We start from the raw sequence: 15,680 nt of genomic DNA on the forward strand, positions 1-15,680 counted from the left end.
GGCGCAAGGCCGAGTGGAGGCGACACGGAGTCGGGGAGCGAGGCATGGATGCCGAGCCAGCGCCGCTGGGCCAGGGACGGCCCATCGGCGCGGCCCGATGGAGTGGCGCCGCAAGGAGGGAACCCGAAGGGCCCAGCCAGGAGCAATGGTTTTGGTTACTTTGGCCGCGGACGCAGTGGAACCAAAGTAACCCGGCCCGAAGAGGGTCGGAACCTCTCTGACAGACCACAAAAGCAACCCCACACAACCCGATCCTGCGTGCCAGACCCAGGCACGCTCACCGGGCCTCGAACAACGGCGGCTCGAAGGCGGTGACCGGTGGCAGCTCGCCGTGCCATTTGACCACCTCCACCGACGCAGTCTGCGCCGAGCAGCCTTGCGACAGGCTGGAGGCGCCGATGTCGGCGGTGATCACATTGGGGTTGCCGTGCTTTTCCAGGCTGCCCTGCTGGCCATGCACCAACGGGTCGTACCAGGCGCCAGTGGCGATCTGCACGACACCCGCACGGATGCTGTCCGACACAATCACCCCGGCCAGAAACGCCCCGCGCTCGTTGAACACCTTGACCACATCACCGTCGCTGATACCGCGGGCCTGGGCGTCCAGTGGATTAAGGGTCAGCGGCTCGCGGCCCTGAATTTTCGAGGCGCGGCTGTAGGCGCCATGGTCGTACTGGCTGTGCAGGCGGGTGCGCGGCTGGTTGGAGAGCAAGTGCAGCGCATGGGTCGGCGCCGGCTTGTCGAGCCACACCGGATGCCCCGGACAGTCGGCATAGGCAAAGCCTGCAATGCGCTCGGAGAAAATCTCGATACGCCCCGACGGCGTGGTCAGCGGATGCGCCTCGGGGTCTTCGCGAAACTCTTTGAGCAACACGGTATCGCTGACCGGCCGCTGCACTTCGAATACACCATCGCGCCAGAACTGCTCGTAGTCGGGCAGCTGGATGTCGAACTCGCCCGCCCTGCCCCGAGATTCTTCGTAGATGTTGCGCAGCCAGGCATCGCTGTCGCGGCCTTCGGTAAAGGCCTGCTCCACACCCAGGCGCTGCGCCAGCGCGGCGAGAATCGCGTAGTCGTCGCGCGACTCGCCGACCGGGTCGATGACCTGTTGCATGGCAATCATGAAACGGTCGGACGCCGCGCTGCCGATGTCGTTGCGCTCCAGCGCCGTGGTCGCCGGCAAGACGATGTCGGCGTACTTGGCCTGGGCGGTCCAGTATTGCTCATGCACCACAATGGTCTGCGGCTTCTGCCAGGCCTCAAGCAGGCGGTTGAGGTCCTGATGGTGGTGAAAGATATTGCCGCCGGCCCAGTACACCAGGCGAATGTCCGGGTAATGACGCTGCTGGCCGTTGTAGTCGAAGGGCGCGCCGGGGTTGAGCAGCATGTCGGTGACCCGCGCCACCGGAATGAAATCCTTGACCGGGTTACTGCCTTGGGAAAAGCGCGGCCCGGAAAACGCCTTGCGCCCGCTGCCGGTGTTGTTCATGCAGCCATAGCCCAGGCCGAAGCCGCCACCGGGCAGGCCGATCTGGCCGAGCAAGGCGGCCAGGGTCACGGTCATCCAGAACGGCTGCTCGCCATGCACCGAACGCTGCAACGAATAGGCGATGTTGATCATGGTGCGCTTGCGGCCCATGCGCCGCGCCAGTTCGGTGATCTGTGCGGCCGGAATATCCGTCAGTGCCGCCGCCCATTGCGGGGTCTTGGGCTGGCCGTCGAGTTCGCCCAGCAAGTACTGACGAAAGCGCTCGAAGCCGACCGTGCAGCGCGCCAGAAAGGTTTCGTCGTGCAGGTTTTCGCTGACCAGCACCCAGGCCAGCGCCAGCATCAACGCGGTATCGCTGCCGGGGCGGATGGGCAGCCATTCGTTGTGCGCAGGCCCGGTGAGATCGTCGCGCAACGGGCTGACATTGACGAACTCGACACCGGCGGCCGACAGGTTGTGCAGCGCCTCGCTGAGCAAGTGATCGCTGGCGCCACCGGGGCTGGTCTGGGCGTTCTTGTGCGGCAGCCCGCCGAACGCGATAAACAGCTCGCAGTGCTCGGCCAGGTTGCTCCACGAGGTGTGCCGCGCCAGCAGCCAGTCCATGTTGCCGACGATGTGCGGCATCAATACCCGCCCCGCACCGAGGCTGTAACTGTCGGTGCTGAACACATAGCCGCCAATGCAATTGAGGAAGCGGTGCAGCTGGCTCTGCGCATGGTGGAAACGCCCGGCGCTGCCCCAGCCGTAACTGCCGCCGAAAATCGCCTGGTTGCCATGATCGCGGCGCACCCGTTGCAGCTCGCCCGTCACCAGGTCCAGCGCCTGTTTCCAGCTCACTTCGACGAACGGCTCCTGGCCGCGCCGCTCCGGGCGGCCCTCGCCATTCAGAAAGCTGCGGCGTACGGCCGGGCGCAGGATGCGGCTGGGTGAGGTGATGGCGTCGGCAATCGAGTCGCCGATCGGCGACGGGTCCTTGTCCCACTCCACCGGCAGCATGCCCTGTAACTTGCCATCGACCACCTGCGGTCGATAGGCGCCCCAATGCAGTGAGGTAAAGCTCATGAGTTCATGTCTCCCGAGGGATCTGGCGCGGTAGCGAATGCCAGCGACCGTAGCACGCAGGCAAAAATCAGCAAAAGTGATTTTCAGTCTAGCCTTATATGCAAATCGGTCATTAAAAGCATTGGACACAGGCTTACAAGCTATAGCGCAGTCCAGACGTCATAGTCGGCTTTTCGATGCGGGGCTGATCTGGCATGCGTGGTTTTCTTCTATTTTCCGGCCTGGCCTTGAGCACTGTGGCGCACAACGCTGTCGCCGCCGAAGCCTCGGTGCTGATGCGCAATTACTTTCTACACAACGATGACCGCAACGACCGGGTGCGTGAGCAAGGTTATAAACAGGAATGGGCGCAGGGCTTTATTGGCCGCTTCGATTCGGGCTACACGCCAGGCTGGTTCGGGGCCGGCGCCGAGGCGCACGGTTTTGTCGGCCTGCGCCTGGACAGCGGCCGAGGCACGGCCGGCACCGGGTTGCTGCCACTGGACAGCAACGGCCGCGCCGAACCCGAATACTCATCGGCGGGCGCGGCCCTGAAACTGCGGCTGGGCGAGACGCAGTTGAAAGTCGGCGAAATGGAAGTCGAGACCCCGGTGTTCGACACCGCCGATAAACGCCTGCAACCCGAATACGCCAGCGGCTGGCTGCTCGACAGCCTTGAAGTGCCCGGCGTGCGTCTGGTGGCCGGGCATTTCACTGCGTTCAAGAACCAGGACCAGTCCAGCGCTCATGATGATTTCGAAGGTTATGGGGTCAGCACCGCCGGCCACAGCGTCAGCCTGGCCGGCGTCGAAAGCCGCCGTGATGTGCCCGTCAACGGCTCGCTGTACATCGGCGAACTGAGCGACACCTGGCGCCAGTACTACGCCAACCTGCACGGCACGCACTCGCTGGGCAGCGACACCCGATTGTTGTGGGACGCCAACCTGTATCGCACCCTGGGCACCGGCCATGAGAACAGCAGCTTCAGCGGCGGCGCGATTGCGACCACGGCATCCAGCCTGATGCTCAAGCTGCGCCATCAATTGCAGACCTTCGGCCTGGGTTATCAGAAAGTGCATGGCGAGACGCCGTTCGATTTTGTCGGCGGCGATTCGATCTATCTGGCCAACTCGATCAAGTACAACGACTTCAACGGCGCCGGCGAGCAGTCCTGGCAAGTGCGCTACGACCGTGACCTGGCCCCGCTGTGGCCGGGTTTGAGCATGATGGGCCGCTATGTGCGCGGCAGCGGCATCCAGACCCGAAATGGCGAAGGCAGGCACTGGGAACGCGACCTGACCCTGGCCTATACCGCCCCGTCCGGGCCCGCCAAAGACCTGTCGCTGGAACTGTCGTACGTGACCCATCGCGGCAATGCTGCCCAAGGCAATAACGACCTGGACCGGGTGTACATCATCGTGCAGTACCCATGGGACATCACCGGGCGGTAGCCGTGTTTTTACAACCCCGCTTCGATGCTGCCTTCGAGCCGTTCGCGCAGGAATTCGATAAAGGCCTGCACAGGCCGCGAGGTCTGCCGATGCTGCGGGTACACCGCCGACAGGGTCAGCGGCGCCGGGCGCAGGTCGTCGAGCACGCGCACCAGGCTGCCGGCACGCAGCGCGGCACCGACGATAAAGGTTGGCAGGTAGGTGATGCCCAGCGCCGCAATTGCCGCGTCGCGCAGCAGGTCGCCGTTGTTGACGCGCATGCGCCCGGTGACGTTGAGGGTGGTCGGTTTGCCCGGCCCTTCAAAGCGCCATTGCACCTGGCGGCTGTGGCCGTAGGGCAGGCAGTCGTGGTCGAGCAAATCTTCCGGGCAGCCCGGATGGCCGCGCTCGGCCAGGTACACGGGGCTGGCGCAGTACACCCGTTCGATGGTCGCGATGCGCCGCGCCACCAGGGAGGAGTCTTCCAGCGTGCCGATGCGCAACACCAGGTCGTAGCCTTCGCTGATCAGGTCCACCGGGCGGTCGCTGAGGTCGATTTCCATCGACACCTCGCGATGGCGCTGCAAGAACAACGGCACCAGACACCCCAGGTGCGCGATGGCAAACGACAGCGGCGCACTGACGCGGATGGTGCCGCGCGGCTCGCTGTTCTGCCCGGCAATGCCCTGCTCGACCTGCTCCACTTCACTGAGCAGGCGCAACGACGATTCGTAATAACTCTGGCCCAGCGGCGTGACATCCAGGCGCCGCGTCGAGCGGTTGAGCAGGCGCACGCCCAGGCGCTCTTCGAGCTGCATCAGGCGCCGGCTGACGAACTGCTTCGACAGGCCAAGCTTCTCGGAAGCGGCGGTAAAGCTGCCCGACTCCATGACCTGGCAAAAGATACGCATGTCTTCAAACGGGTTCATTGTCTCGTCCAGATTGACAGTTAAACGCTTTATAACCGCTTTTTCTCATTTCAGCATCAAATTAATCTGTGTCCACGGTGCAGCTGAGGCCACAGGCCAGCAGCCCTACCGACTTTTTATTACCCCATTAATGCGTAAGGAAATGACCATGAACCTGATCCAGAAGACCCTCGCCGCCAGCCTCCTCGCCCTGTCCGTCAACAGCGCTTTCGCCGCCGGCAGCCCAGGCGTCGAACAAGACACCCAGGCGTTTCTCGAAGCACTGGCCGCAGGCGGCGGCAAGCCGCTGGAACAACTGAGCCCCAAGGACGCCCGCGCGGTGCTGACAGGTGCCCAGGCGTCGGTGAAGGTCGACCTGTCAGGCATCGAGGTCAGCCAGCGCACCATCAAGGCCGACGGCCAGGACATCAAGCTGCAAATCGTGCGCCCGGCCAAGGTCAAGGGTGACCTGCCGGTGTTCATGTTCTTCCACGGCGGCGGCTGGGTGCTGGGCGACTTTGCCACTCACCAGCGACTGATCCGCGACCTGGTGGTCGGCTCCGGTGCCGTGGCGGTGTATGTCGATTACACCCCGTCGCCGGAAGCGCAGTACCCGACCGCGATCAACCAGGCCTACGCCGCGACCCGTTGGGTGGCCGAGAACGGCAAGCAGATCGGCGTCGACGGCAAGCGCCTGGCGGTGGCCGGCAACAGCGTCGGCGGCAACATGGCGGCGGTGGTAGCGCTGATGGCCAAAGAACAGAAAACCCCGGCCCTGCGCTTCCAGTTGCTGCTGTGGCCGGTGACCGACGCGACGTTCGATGACGCCTCGTACGGCCAGTTTGCCGAAGGCCATTTCCTGACCCGCAACATGATGAAGTGGTTCTGGGACAACTACACCACCAACCCGGCCGAGCGCGCGCAGGTGCATGCCTCGCCGTTGCAGGCCACCGCCGAGCAACTGCGCGGCCTGCCGCCGGCGCTGGTGCAGACCGCCGAGTTCGATGTGCTGCGCGACGAAGGCGAAGCCTATGCCCGCAAGCTCGATGCCGCCGGCGTGCCCGTCACCAGCGTGCGCTACAACGGCATGATCCACGACTACGGCCTGCTCAACCCGCTCAGCCATGTGCCGCAAGTACGCACCGCGCTGCGCCAGGCGGCCGAAGAACTCAAGACCCACCTCAACTGATAGCAACAGCCCAGGCCAGCCGGTGACTTCGCCGCCTGGCCTTTGTCGATACGGCCCGTTCATGGAGAACCCCATCATGTCCCTGTTGCTCAATCACCCGCTGCTGTGGAGCGCCGTGCTCCTGTTCGTCGACGTCGCGTGCTGGTACCTGATCCCGCTGCACTTACGCGTGGCGCGGGTCGCCCTGCGCCTGGCGCTGTTCATGGCCTACAGCAGCCTGTTGATCAACTCGGGCATCAGCCCGCTGCTGGCACCGGCCTGGGGCGATGACAGCGTGATGCAACTGGGTGCCACGGCACTGGCGATCATCTGGTGGCTGTATGCGGCGCGGGTCATGACCGTGTTGATCGGCCTGGCGCTGATGCGCCGCATCGGCCAGAGCGGGCGCTTGCTGCAAGACGTGTTTGGCGCGCTGATCTTTCTGATCTGCGCCGTAGCGGCCGCCGGCTATGTGCTGGAATTACCGGTCAAGGGCCTGCTGGCAACTTCGGGCGCGGTGGCGATCATCGTCGGTCTGGCGTTGCAGAGCACGCTGAGCGATGTCTTCAGCGGCATCGTGCTCAACACCACCAAGCCGTATCAGGTCGATGACTGGGTCAGCATCGACGGCGTCGAAGGCAAGGTCATGGACATCGACTGGCGCGCCACGCATTTGCAGACCAGCGCCGGCACCACCGCCGTGGTGCCCAACTCGGTGGCGGCCAAGGCCAAGATCGTCAACCTCAGCCGGCCCAGCAATATGCACGGCGTGTCGATCAGTATTCAGGTGCCCAAGCACATTCGCCCGCGTCGGGTGCTCGATGCCCTGAACCGTGCCCTGCAAGGCAGCGACAGCCTGCTGCTGACCCCGGCGCCCAAGGTGGTGCTCAAGGAGTCCGGCGAAAGCATGGCCGAATACGTGGCCAGCGGCTTCATCGCCGAACTGTCGCGCAAGGGTGAAGTGCGCAATCAACTCTTCGATTTGGCACACCGACACCTGGAAGCCGCCGGCATCATTCGCCAGAGCGAAGGCAACGCCGCACCGATTTCCCGGGCCCGTGCCCTGCTCGACGAGGTGAAAGTGTTCCGCTCGCTGAGCGAGGAAGAGCGCGACCGCCTGGCCGAGTCGATGACCGCCGAACAGTTTGTCGCAGGACAGGTGGTACTGGACCTCAACGAGGTGTCCGAGTCGCTGTTCGTGATCGGCACAGGCGTGGTCAGCGCTGCGGTGCAAGACGGTGAGCAGCGCATCGAAGCCGGGCGCATGGGCCCCACCGAGATCATGGGCGAACAAGGCATTCTCGCCGACACGCCGTCCGAAGCCTGCTTCACGGCGATGACCTCCAGCATCATTTACCGCATCGACAAAGAGGTCGCCCGCGCCTCGCTGGAGCAGTGCAAACAGGTCACTCGTGCCTTCAACAAACTCCAGGCCGTGCGCCAGAACAACAGCCACGGCGTGCTGCTGGCACGACCGGCACCGGTCAGGAAAGGCGGCTTTCTGGGTTGGTTGCAACGCCGTAGCTGAATCAGCGACCGCTCTATCTCAGGCATTGCACAGCCGGTGCAGCAAGCACAACGCCATCACCGGCCCTTAACAAAATTAACAACGATTAACTCGTCAGTCCTGCTTGCTAGCCCAAGAATGGCCTTCTCAGTGCAGACCTTTGCCGATGGAGCGTGCAAGCCCTGTTCAAGGCTGGATTAGCCTTCCCGAGATTAAAGGACATTCGCCATGATTCAAAATTCCCGCCCGTTGCCGCATCACCCTTGCCAGACCTGTGAACGCATACACAGCCGCGAACATTCAGCGCCGGCCTCCAGCGGTGGTCTGACACCCTGGCGTGAGAAGCGGGCCAAGCAATTGATTCTGGACAATCTCGGCGAGAACATTGAGGTCACCGAACTGGCCCGCGCCTGCGCCTTGTCGCGCAGCTATTTTTCCAGGGCGTTCAAATGCAGCACCGGCCTGTCGCCGCAAGAATGGATTCGTGAACAACGCATCCTGCGCGCCAAGTGCCTGATCGCCCACACCGGTATGACCCTGACCCAGATCAGCCAGGAATGCGGCTTTTGCGACCAGTCGCACTTTTCCCACATTTTCTCGCGCAGCGAAGGCATTACGCCCTTGACCTGGCGCGGCCATGCGCTCAAAAAGCATCAGGGTCTCGACATGCACGTTGCCATTTGACCCCCGTTATCTCTTTTCCAGGACAGGAATCCGGCGTTGACGCCCATCCCCGAACAGGCCCTGCAATTCGGCCCTTACCGCATCTACCCCGAACAGCGCCTGGTGCTGGATGCCGACCAGCCGCTGCGCCTGGGCAGCCGCGCCCTGGATATTCTGCTGGTGCTGCTTGAACAACCCGGTGAAGTGATCAGCCGCCAGACGTTGATGAGCCGGGTCTGGCCGACCAGCGTGGTCGAAGACAGCAACCTGCGGGTACACATGGCCGCCTTGCGCAAGGCGCTCGGCGATGGCCAGACCGGCCAGCGCTACATCGTCACCGTGGCGCAGCGCGGCTACAGCCTGGTGGCGCCGGTGACGCGCGTGCAACAGGAGGCGCCGCCACACACACAAGCGACGCCACTGCGCGCCGACCACAACCTGCCACTGCGCCGGGCGCGGATGATCGGCCGCCAGCCACTGGTCGACGCCCTGGTGCAAACCCTGCACAGCCAGCGCCTGATCACCCTGACCGGCCCCGGCGGTATCGGCAAGACTTCGGTGGCGCTGCGCGTGGCCGAGCAATTGATCGGCCACTACCGCGACGGTATCCGCCTGCTGGAACTGGCGCCGCTCAGCGACCCGTTGCTGGTGCCCGCGCACCTGGCCGCGCTGTTTGACCTGGCGCCGGACGACGGCGACCCGCTCGGCCAGTTGTGCACCTGGCTGCGCGACAAACACCTGCTGCTGGTGATCGACAATTGCGAGCACCTGATCGATGCCACGGCGCTGATCTGCGAACGCCTACTGCGCAGCGCTGCCCAGGTCTGCATCCTGACCACCAGCCGTGAGCGCCTGCGCGCCGAAGGCGAATTCATCCAGCGCCTCGAAGCCCTCGACTGCCCGCCGCGCGAGCTGGACGTCGAACTGCACGCTGCGGATTTTCCGGCGCTGCAACTGTTCATCGAGCGCGCCATGAGCAGCCAGGAACAGTTCGAAAGCAACCGCGTGACGCTGGCCATGGCCGGCGATATCTGCAGGCGTCTGGACGGTATTCCGCTGGCCATCGAACTGGCCGCTGCGCAAATGGCCAGTCTCAGCCTGTCCGACTTGCAGGCCCAGTTGCAGCACAATCCGGCGCAGTTGATCGGCGCAGGCCACGAGAGCACCGATCGTCACCAGACCTTGCTGGCGACGCTGGACTGGAGCTTTCACTTGCTCGCCCCCGACGAGCAGTGCTGCCTGAGCCGGCTGTCGGTGTTCAAGAGCCGCTTCACCCTGGAGTCGGCGCTGGCCGTGGCGGGTGATGCGACGATGCCGGTCGCGGCGCTGTACACCGCCATCAGCCAACTGGTCGCCAAGTCGTTGCTCAATGTCGAGGCCGGCGATGAGCAGGTGTTCTATCGCCTGCTCGACACCACCCGCCATTACGCCCTGGAAAGACTGCGCCAGTACGGCGAATTGCCGGCCACCCTGAAGCGCCACGCCGAGCATTGCCTGGCGCTGATGCAACAAGCGCGTGAAGACTGGGAACAACTGCCGACCCGGCAGTGGCTGGAACGCTATACCCGCAGCCTCAAGGATGTGCGCGAAGTGCTCGACTGGGGCCTGAACGGTGAAGGCCCGCAAGCACTGGCCATTTCGCTGGTGGCTCATTCGGCGCCGCTGTGGCAGGAACTGTCGCGGCTCAAGGAGCACGGCGTGTATGTGCGCAAGGCGCTGCTGGGTTTGCAGCATGCCGGGCATCAGAACCCTGTGCTGGAAATGCAGTTGCGCCTGGCGCTGGGCAGCTTCAGCTATCACAGCCGTGGCCCGACCCTGGAAACCATGGACGCCTTTATCGACGCCCTGCGCCTGGCCGAACAGGTCGATGATGCAGCCGGTCGGTTGCGGGCGATCTCCGGGCAGATGACGGTCTATCTATGCCGTGGCGACTATCCGGCGGCGCGGCTGCAGAGCCGCCGGTTCGACCGCCTCGGCCTGGGCCTGGATCCGGAGGTCAATCTCAGCGCCCATCGTCTGCGCCTGTTGACGCTGCACTACGAAGGCCATCAGGTCGAGGCCCGGCAACAGGCCGAAAACGTCTTGCAGCGCCTGGCCCAAAGCGGCCAGCACAACCGCTTCAGCCGTGGTTTCGGCATTCAGTACGAGCAAAGTGTGGCCACCCTCACCATTCTGGCGCGCGCCCTCTGGCTCCAGGGCCAGCCGCTGCAGGCCGAACGTGTAGCCCGGCAGGCGCTGGACATTGCCGTGCAGATCGATCACGGCCTGTCGATCTGCTACACCCTGGCGCTGGCCGGTTGTCCCATCGCGCTGTGGTCGGGAAATATGGCGCTGGCTCGCGAGCGGGTCGTCCAACTGCTGGCCCAGACGCACAAACACGGGGTGCTGCTGTTCCACACCTGGGGCCGCCACTACGCGCGACTGCTCAACCTGCCGAACGAACCGTCAGGGCCGGCGACCGGACTGCTCAGCGATATGTTGCTGACCCTGCGCGACAGCGAGATCGACCCGTCTCAACTGGAGCGCGCACAACAGGGCGAAGCGGGCTGGTGCTGCGCCGAAATCCTGCGCTGCCGGGCGCAAAACCTGCAGGCTTCGGGCGACGGCCAAGACCTGGACGCGGCTGAAAAACTACTGTGTCAGGCACTGGCTGTGGCCCGTGAACAAGGCGCGCTGGCGTGGGAACTGCGCAGCGCGGTACGCCTGGCAAGCTGGCGGCCTGAGCGCAGCCGCGAGTTATTGGTGCCTTTACTGGAAAGGTTCGAGCCAGGCAGCCAGACCCCGGATGTGCTTGAGGCTGAACAGTTATTGGCTCTGGCCGTGCAAGCGCACGGTATTGAACAACCGGTAGCGCGCCTCGCCGGCACTGAACACCGCGACCAGCAGTGACTTGTCTTCCAGGCGGCGCACATCATTGCGCAGCCTGTCGATGGCATAGTCGCGATCACACACCACACGGGCTGCCGCTTCCAGCGAGAAATCCAGCGCAAAGATCGCCAGGCGCCGCAACAGGTTGCATTCCTGTTCGCTCAAACGCGCATGGCGCCAGTCCAGTGCCGCCGCCAGCGATTGATGCCGCGCCACCGCCGTGCGCCGGGTCAGGTTCAGCAACCATTGGCTATTGCCCAGTTGCGCCTGCAAGCCCTGCACGGCAAACACCTCCAGTTGCGCCGCAAGCAGTTCGATGGCCAGTGGCAGGCCGTCGAGCTGCCGGCAGATTTCGCTCACCGCCGGCAGGTCCTGTTCGCGCAGCACATAGTCCTGCTGACACGCCCGGGCACAGCTGATCCATAACTGCACCGCCGCACACGCCATGCCCTGGCGAGGATCACGCATTTGCGCGCGTGAAGGCAGCGCAAGGCCCGGCAGCCGTTGCAGCCATTCACCGCGGGCATACAACGGCTGGCGACTGGTGGCCAGCACCGCCAGTTGCGGCGCGGCGTCCATTAACTGCTCGATCCACTGACGACAGGCCTGCGGCAGGCATTCGGCGCTGTCGATCAACAGCAAACACTGGCGCCCGGCCAGCGCCTGACGCAATACCTCCAGGGGCGGCTGGCCATCCGCTGACAGTTGCAAGAGCGATAACAGCGTTTGCAGCACCTGCCGTGGATCACCGCTGCTGCAATCGACCAGCCAGACACCGTCGCGGTATTGCCCGCTCAAGCATTCGGCGACCCGGCAGGCCAACCGGGTTTTGCCAACCCCGGCCGGCCCCATCAAGGTCACGAAACGCTGCGTCGAAAAGCGTTGCACCAACCCGGCCACCGCCTCGTCCCGACCGATCAAAGGCGTCACCGCTGCCGGCAGGTTATGCCGGGTGACCACCCCTTCAACTGTCGGGCCGGCCACACGCGGCGCTTGCGTGACCTCGGCCACAAAGCTGTAGCCACGGTGCGTGACCGTGGCGATATAACGCTGCCCGTCGCGCCCGTCACCCAGGGCACGGCGCAAGGCGGCGATGTGTACCCGCAGGTTGACCGCCTCGACCACCGAATCCGGCCAGACCTGCTCGATCACCTGCTCCTTGCTGACCACGGACCCGGCACGCTCGACCAGCACCTGAAGAATGTCCAGCGCCCGCCCACCCATCGGCACCGCACGCCCGTTGCGCAACACCTGACGCTGGCGCACATGAAAGGCATAAGGCCCGAACAGCAGCACCCGTTCTGCGAAGGTATTGACCAGTCCGTTCATCCACACCCCCACGCCCTGCGCGGGGGTTGCCCGGTCAGCGCATGACTTTCAAGAAAGAAGAGTGTTTATCTTCGCAGCCACGGGTGTCGAAACAACCGTGGCGGGGGACGCGATACGGTCAATGCGGTGCGCAATACGGACACCGGGGGTTACCAGGCGTCACCCGCATTCAATCGGCCCTGGCGATGAAGCTCATAGGCTACAAAGGGTGACTCCAGCTTCAGAATCCTGAACGAGTAGTCATTGTCCCAGTAACGCTCGGCATCTTGCTCACGCTCGCGTCGGAAGTCGTTCAGTTTCAGGGTATCGATTGTACTCTGGACCTGTTCAACCTCATAAGCGGGCAAGCGGTGATCAGGGATAACCTGAAAGCCTACAAGCTCAAGTTGAAACCAGCCTTGCTGAACCTTGAAGGGGTCTAACACGCCTACCAGATCACTCTTGCGCGCATTCATCCGGCTGCAGCACAGCCTGTAATTCAGCCATTTATAGACTTCGCGCCAATGTTGCGATTTGGGTGCAAAGTGATCGGCAGAGCGCGCTCCCGTTACAGGATGAATGCGAAAGCAGGAATAAGCACAGAGCTGCTGATAGGCGCTCATCATCTCGTCCAGTACATCAGTCCAATAGGCAGGAAACTTTTCTGCCGGGATATCGCGCTCTCGATTGGCAATTTTATTGAATGGCTTGCCCGCCTTGCGAGGATGAATTGGCAGCTTGCCGACCATTTCAGCAATGGCCCGCAACCCTGGCCGGGAAACCTTTTCATCAAAGGTCTGGGGTTTTCGAGCCTTGGCGACCGGAATCACTTTTTCTTCGCTCTATTGCCGGCATCAAGAGACTCTCTGAATGCTGTCCATCGAACCCAGAAACGATCAGTGTCCCCCAGCGCAGCCCGAAGCAGACTGTCCACATGCTCGATATCATCGGGCGCAGGCACTGCCTGCTTGCACAGCACAAGCGCCTCGCGCATCGCGACCTCAGCCTCAATAGAACGAGGCTCCCCAAGATCGAAAGCTTCACTGGTCAACCAGTTCCCGACTTCCCCTTTGCGGACAAAGGGACGGTTGCGCAAAATGACTTCGCTGTCCTCAAAGTCGATATCAAACCAGGCGTCCTGCTCAGAATCGAAAAGCGGCTCTACAGAAGCCAGTGCCAAGGGCGAATGCGTGGCCGCAATCAACTGGACCCTGGCATCCTTGTCATTGGTCAGTGTCTGCATGACTTTAAGTAACGCCGGAATAACTGCACGTTGCCAGCGCGGATGAAGATGAGCCTCGATTTCGTCAAACAGCAATACGATACGCGATGACGGATCCTGGCCAAGTTGAGCCGAAGCCACCAGGTGCTCACGCCAGGCCCAAGACAGCATGTAAGCCAGCGCAGTAATGCGACGAACACCCAGGGATGCATACAGGATGGGAACATCCCGACCGTAGCCCATGCGGATGGTTGGAATATCGCGTGCATCATCAAGCGACAGCCGCGCAAAACTTTCTCCGGGTTTCAAGCTGTCAGCACCGCTGGAAGGCGCCAATACCTCAAGTACTGCAGCCATTCGCCTGGCGTCTTCGCCTCGCTCGCGTATCCAGGAAGCCCAGTCGGCAACCAGACCGTTGCTCACTTGCGTAAGTTTGTCGTCAATCGGTATACGCAAACCGTCCCAGACATCTTTGGAACTGAAGACATAGGCCGGCACCCGGTCCTGAATGTCGACGTTACCTTTCTTTTTCCAATAGTTGCGAGCAGGGTCCCAAACGGCAAACCCGCCGTCGGCCAACGCATAGACAACCAGCCCGGGATTCCAGGGACGTCCGGCCTTACCGACCCAGGACTGGTCCTTGGGGGCATACGTACTGGCGTAATCGACATGCCCGGTCTTGCTCTCGAGCTGAAACTCGATGGTCGATTTTCGGGTGATGTCCGTGGGACGTGCGCCATAACCCGACGTCAGGTTCGAGTTGAGATCCTGAGGCCATTTTCGAGTGAGTGCCCACCAGGCGACATCGATCAAGAAACTTTTGCCAAGCCCATTGTCGCCCGTGATCAAGTTAAGCCGTGGCGCAAGCTCCATCCGCATCTCAGGCGCAGGGCCGACATTTTTAAGATGAAGCGACTTGAGCATTGGTTTTTCCCGTCCGGAACGTTTTGACTGCGCAGGCCTGGCTGTTCCAACTTCACAGTCGGGATTTCGCAGGAGCAAGCCATTTTTCAGCCTGGTGATGTTACCTCGTTAGCCCTTCAACTGCTCAACTGAACTGCTCACGGTACTGCACAGGCGTCAGCCCCAGCCGTGCCGTGAATAGAAAGCGCATGTGCCGCACGCTGCCAAAGCCGCTTTTATAAGCAATGGTCTTGAGCGGCAACTCGGTGGTTTCGAGCAGGCTGCGGGCGCGGTCGATGCGGGCGTTTTGCACAAACTCCATGGGCGTTATCTGCACTTCACGCATGAACAGCCGCGAGAAATGCCGGGCGCTCATGTTCGCCAGCGCGGCCATGCGTTCGACCGTGAGCGGATCGTCCAGATGCTCCAGCACATGGTTCTGCACCCGCGTCACCGCGCTTTCCTGCGGTGCTACTGCCGCCATCAAGGGGCTGAACTGCGCCTGGCCGCCCTGGCGCTTCATGACCACCAGCAACACCTTGGCCACATCCTGGGCGATTTTCTTGCTGTGATCGCTGGCCACCACCGCCAGCGCCAGGTCGATACCGGCCGTGACCCCGCCAGAGGTCAGCAGGTTGCCGTCCTGAATGAAGATCTGGTCGGTTTCCACCAATGCCTTGGGGCAGCGCTTGATCAGCCGCTCGGTGTAATGCCAGTGCGTGGTGACCCGAAAGCCGTCGAGCAGGCCCGCTTCGCCAAGAATGAAAGCGCCGGTGCAGATCGAGCCATAGCAATGGGCGCGCGGCACCGCTTCACGCAGCCAGCGCTGTACGTCTGGCATGGCGCCGTCGTAGGCACCTGGCCCGCCGGGGATCAACACCAGGTCATAAGCCTCGGTAGCCTGTTCCAGGGTGATATCGGCCTGCACCGCCACGCCGTTGGAGGCGCGCAACAAGCCAGGCTCGGAGCCGATGGTGATGATCCGGTACTGCGCCTCGGGCGGCAGATAACGGTTGGCGATGGAGAACACCTCCAGCGGCCCGGACATGTCCAGCAGCAACAGGTCGGGAAACAGCAACATGGCCACGGTTTTCATGCTGGGTCTTTACGCATGGGAAAGCACACTTGCTATTTGAAAGGGTGAGGCTGTTATACCCGCCAGCAACCTGCCAC

Annotated in this window: 11 protein-coding genes; 5 read left to right on the top strand and 6 right to left on the bottom strand. The window is 62.9% G+C overall.

The genetic code is table 11. The features are described 5' to 3' along the window. Positions 1 to 277: 277 nt before the first annotated feature. Positions 278 to 2,551, bottom strand: coding sequence for a molybdopterin guanine dinucleotide-containing S/N-oxide reductase (locus ACYAS9_RS04055; protein WP_463567035.1), 2,274 nt, complete (start codon positions 2,549 to 2,551; stop codon positions 278 to 280). 194 nt (positions 2,552 to 2,745) lie between these two features. Between ACYAS9_RS04055 and ACYAS9_RS04060 the strand changes: the two genes are divergently transcribed. Beyond that, positions 2,746 to 3,981: an OprD family outer membrane porin gene (locus tag ACYAS9_RS04060; protein WP_463567036.1), complete on the top strand. Its 1,236-nt coding sequence runs from the start codon at positions 2,746 to 2,748 to the stop codon at positions 3,979 to 3,981. A gap of 8 nt (positions 3,982 to 3,989) precedes the next feature. Here ACYAS9_RS04060 and ACYAS9_RS04065 read toward each other — a convergent pair whose 3' ends face one another. Continuing rightward, positions 3,990 to 4,889, bottom strand: a complete 900-nt coding sequence (locus ACYAS9_RS04065; protein WP_463567037.1) for a LysR family transcriptional regulator — start codon at positions 4,887 to 4,889, stop codon at positions 3,990 to 3,992. A gap of 148 nt (positions 4,890 to 5,037) precedes the next feature. Between ACYAS9_RS04065 and ACYAS9_RS04070 the strand changes: the two genes are divergently transcribed. From ACYAS9_RS04070 to ACYAS9_RS04085, 4 genes are all read left to right on the top strand, one after another. Further along, positions 5,038 to 6,057, top strand: coding sequence for an alpha/beta hydrolase (locus ACYAS9_RS04070; RefSeq protein WP_463567038.1), 1,020 nt, complete (start codon positions 5,038 to 5,040; stop codon positions 6,055 to 6,057). A gap of 76 nt (positions 6,058 to 6,133) precedes the next feature. Then, the gene (locus tag ACYAS9_RS04075) at positions 6,134 to 7,564 is read left to right on the top strand and encodes a mechanosensitive ion channel domain-containing protein (RefSeq protein WP_463567039.1); all 1,431 of its coding nucleotides are present in this window, start codon (positions 6,134 to 6,136) and stop codon (positions 7,562 to 7,564) included. 207 nt (positions 7,565 to 7,771) lie between these two features. Continuing rightward, entirely contained in the window at positions 7,772 to 8,227 is a 456-nt protein-coding gene (locus tag ACYAS9_RS04080; protein WP_463567040.1) for a helix-turn-helix domain-containing protein, read from the top strand. Between the two features lie 36 nt (positions 8,228 to 8,263). After that, positions 8,264 to 11,095: an ATP-binding protein gene (locus ACYAS9_RS04085; RefSeq protein ID WP_463567041.1), complete on the top strand. Its 2,832-nt coding sequence runs from the start codon at positions 8,264 to 8,266 to the stop codon at positions 11,093 to 11,095. Here ACYAS9_RS04085 and ACYAS9_RS04090 read toward each other — a convergent pair. The 4 genes from ACYAS9_RS04090 to ACYAS9_RS04105 all read right to left on the bottom strand — a co-directional run bounded on the left by ACYAS9_RS04090 (position 11,012) and on the right by ACYAS9_RS04105 (position 15,603). Then, positions 11,012 to 12,403, bottom strand: a complete 1,392-nt coding sequence (locus ACYAS9_RS04090) for an ATP-binding protein (protein ID WP_463567042.1) — start codon at positions 12,401 to 12,403, stop codon at positions 11,012 to 11,014. The genes ACYAS9_RS04085 and ACYAS9_RS04090 overlap by 84 nt on opposite strands. Positions 12,404 to 12,552: 149 nt before the next feature. Next, on the bottom strand, positions 12,553 to 13,212 hold the full coding sequence (locus tag ACYAS9_RS04095; protein ID WP_463567043.1) for a hypothetical protein: 660 nt from the start codon (positions 13,210 to 13,212) through the stop codon (positions 12,553 to 12,555). Next, a complete protein-coding gene (locus ACYAS9_RS04100) occupies positions 13,209 to 14,528 on the bottom strand; it encodes an AAA family ATPase (protein ID WP_463567044.1) in 1,320 nt (439 codons plus the stop codon). The genes ACYAS9_RS04095 and ACYAS9_RS04100 overlap by 4 nt, the downstream gene beginning before the upstream one ends. A gap of 124 nt (positions 14,529 to 14,652) precedes the next feature. Then, a complete protein-coding gene (locus ACYAS9_RS04105; RefSeq protein WP_463567045.1) occupies positions 14,653 to 15,603 on the bottom strand; it encodes a GlxA family transcriptional regulator in 951 nt (316 codons plus the stop codon). Between the last annotated feature and the right edge of the window lie 77 nt (positions 15,604 to 15,680).

The sequence above is a fragment of the Pseudomonas sp. HP_08 genome (genome assembly GCF_055284095.1).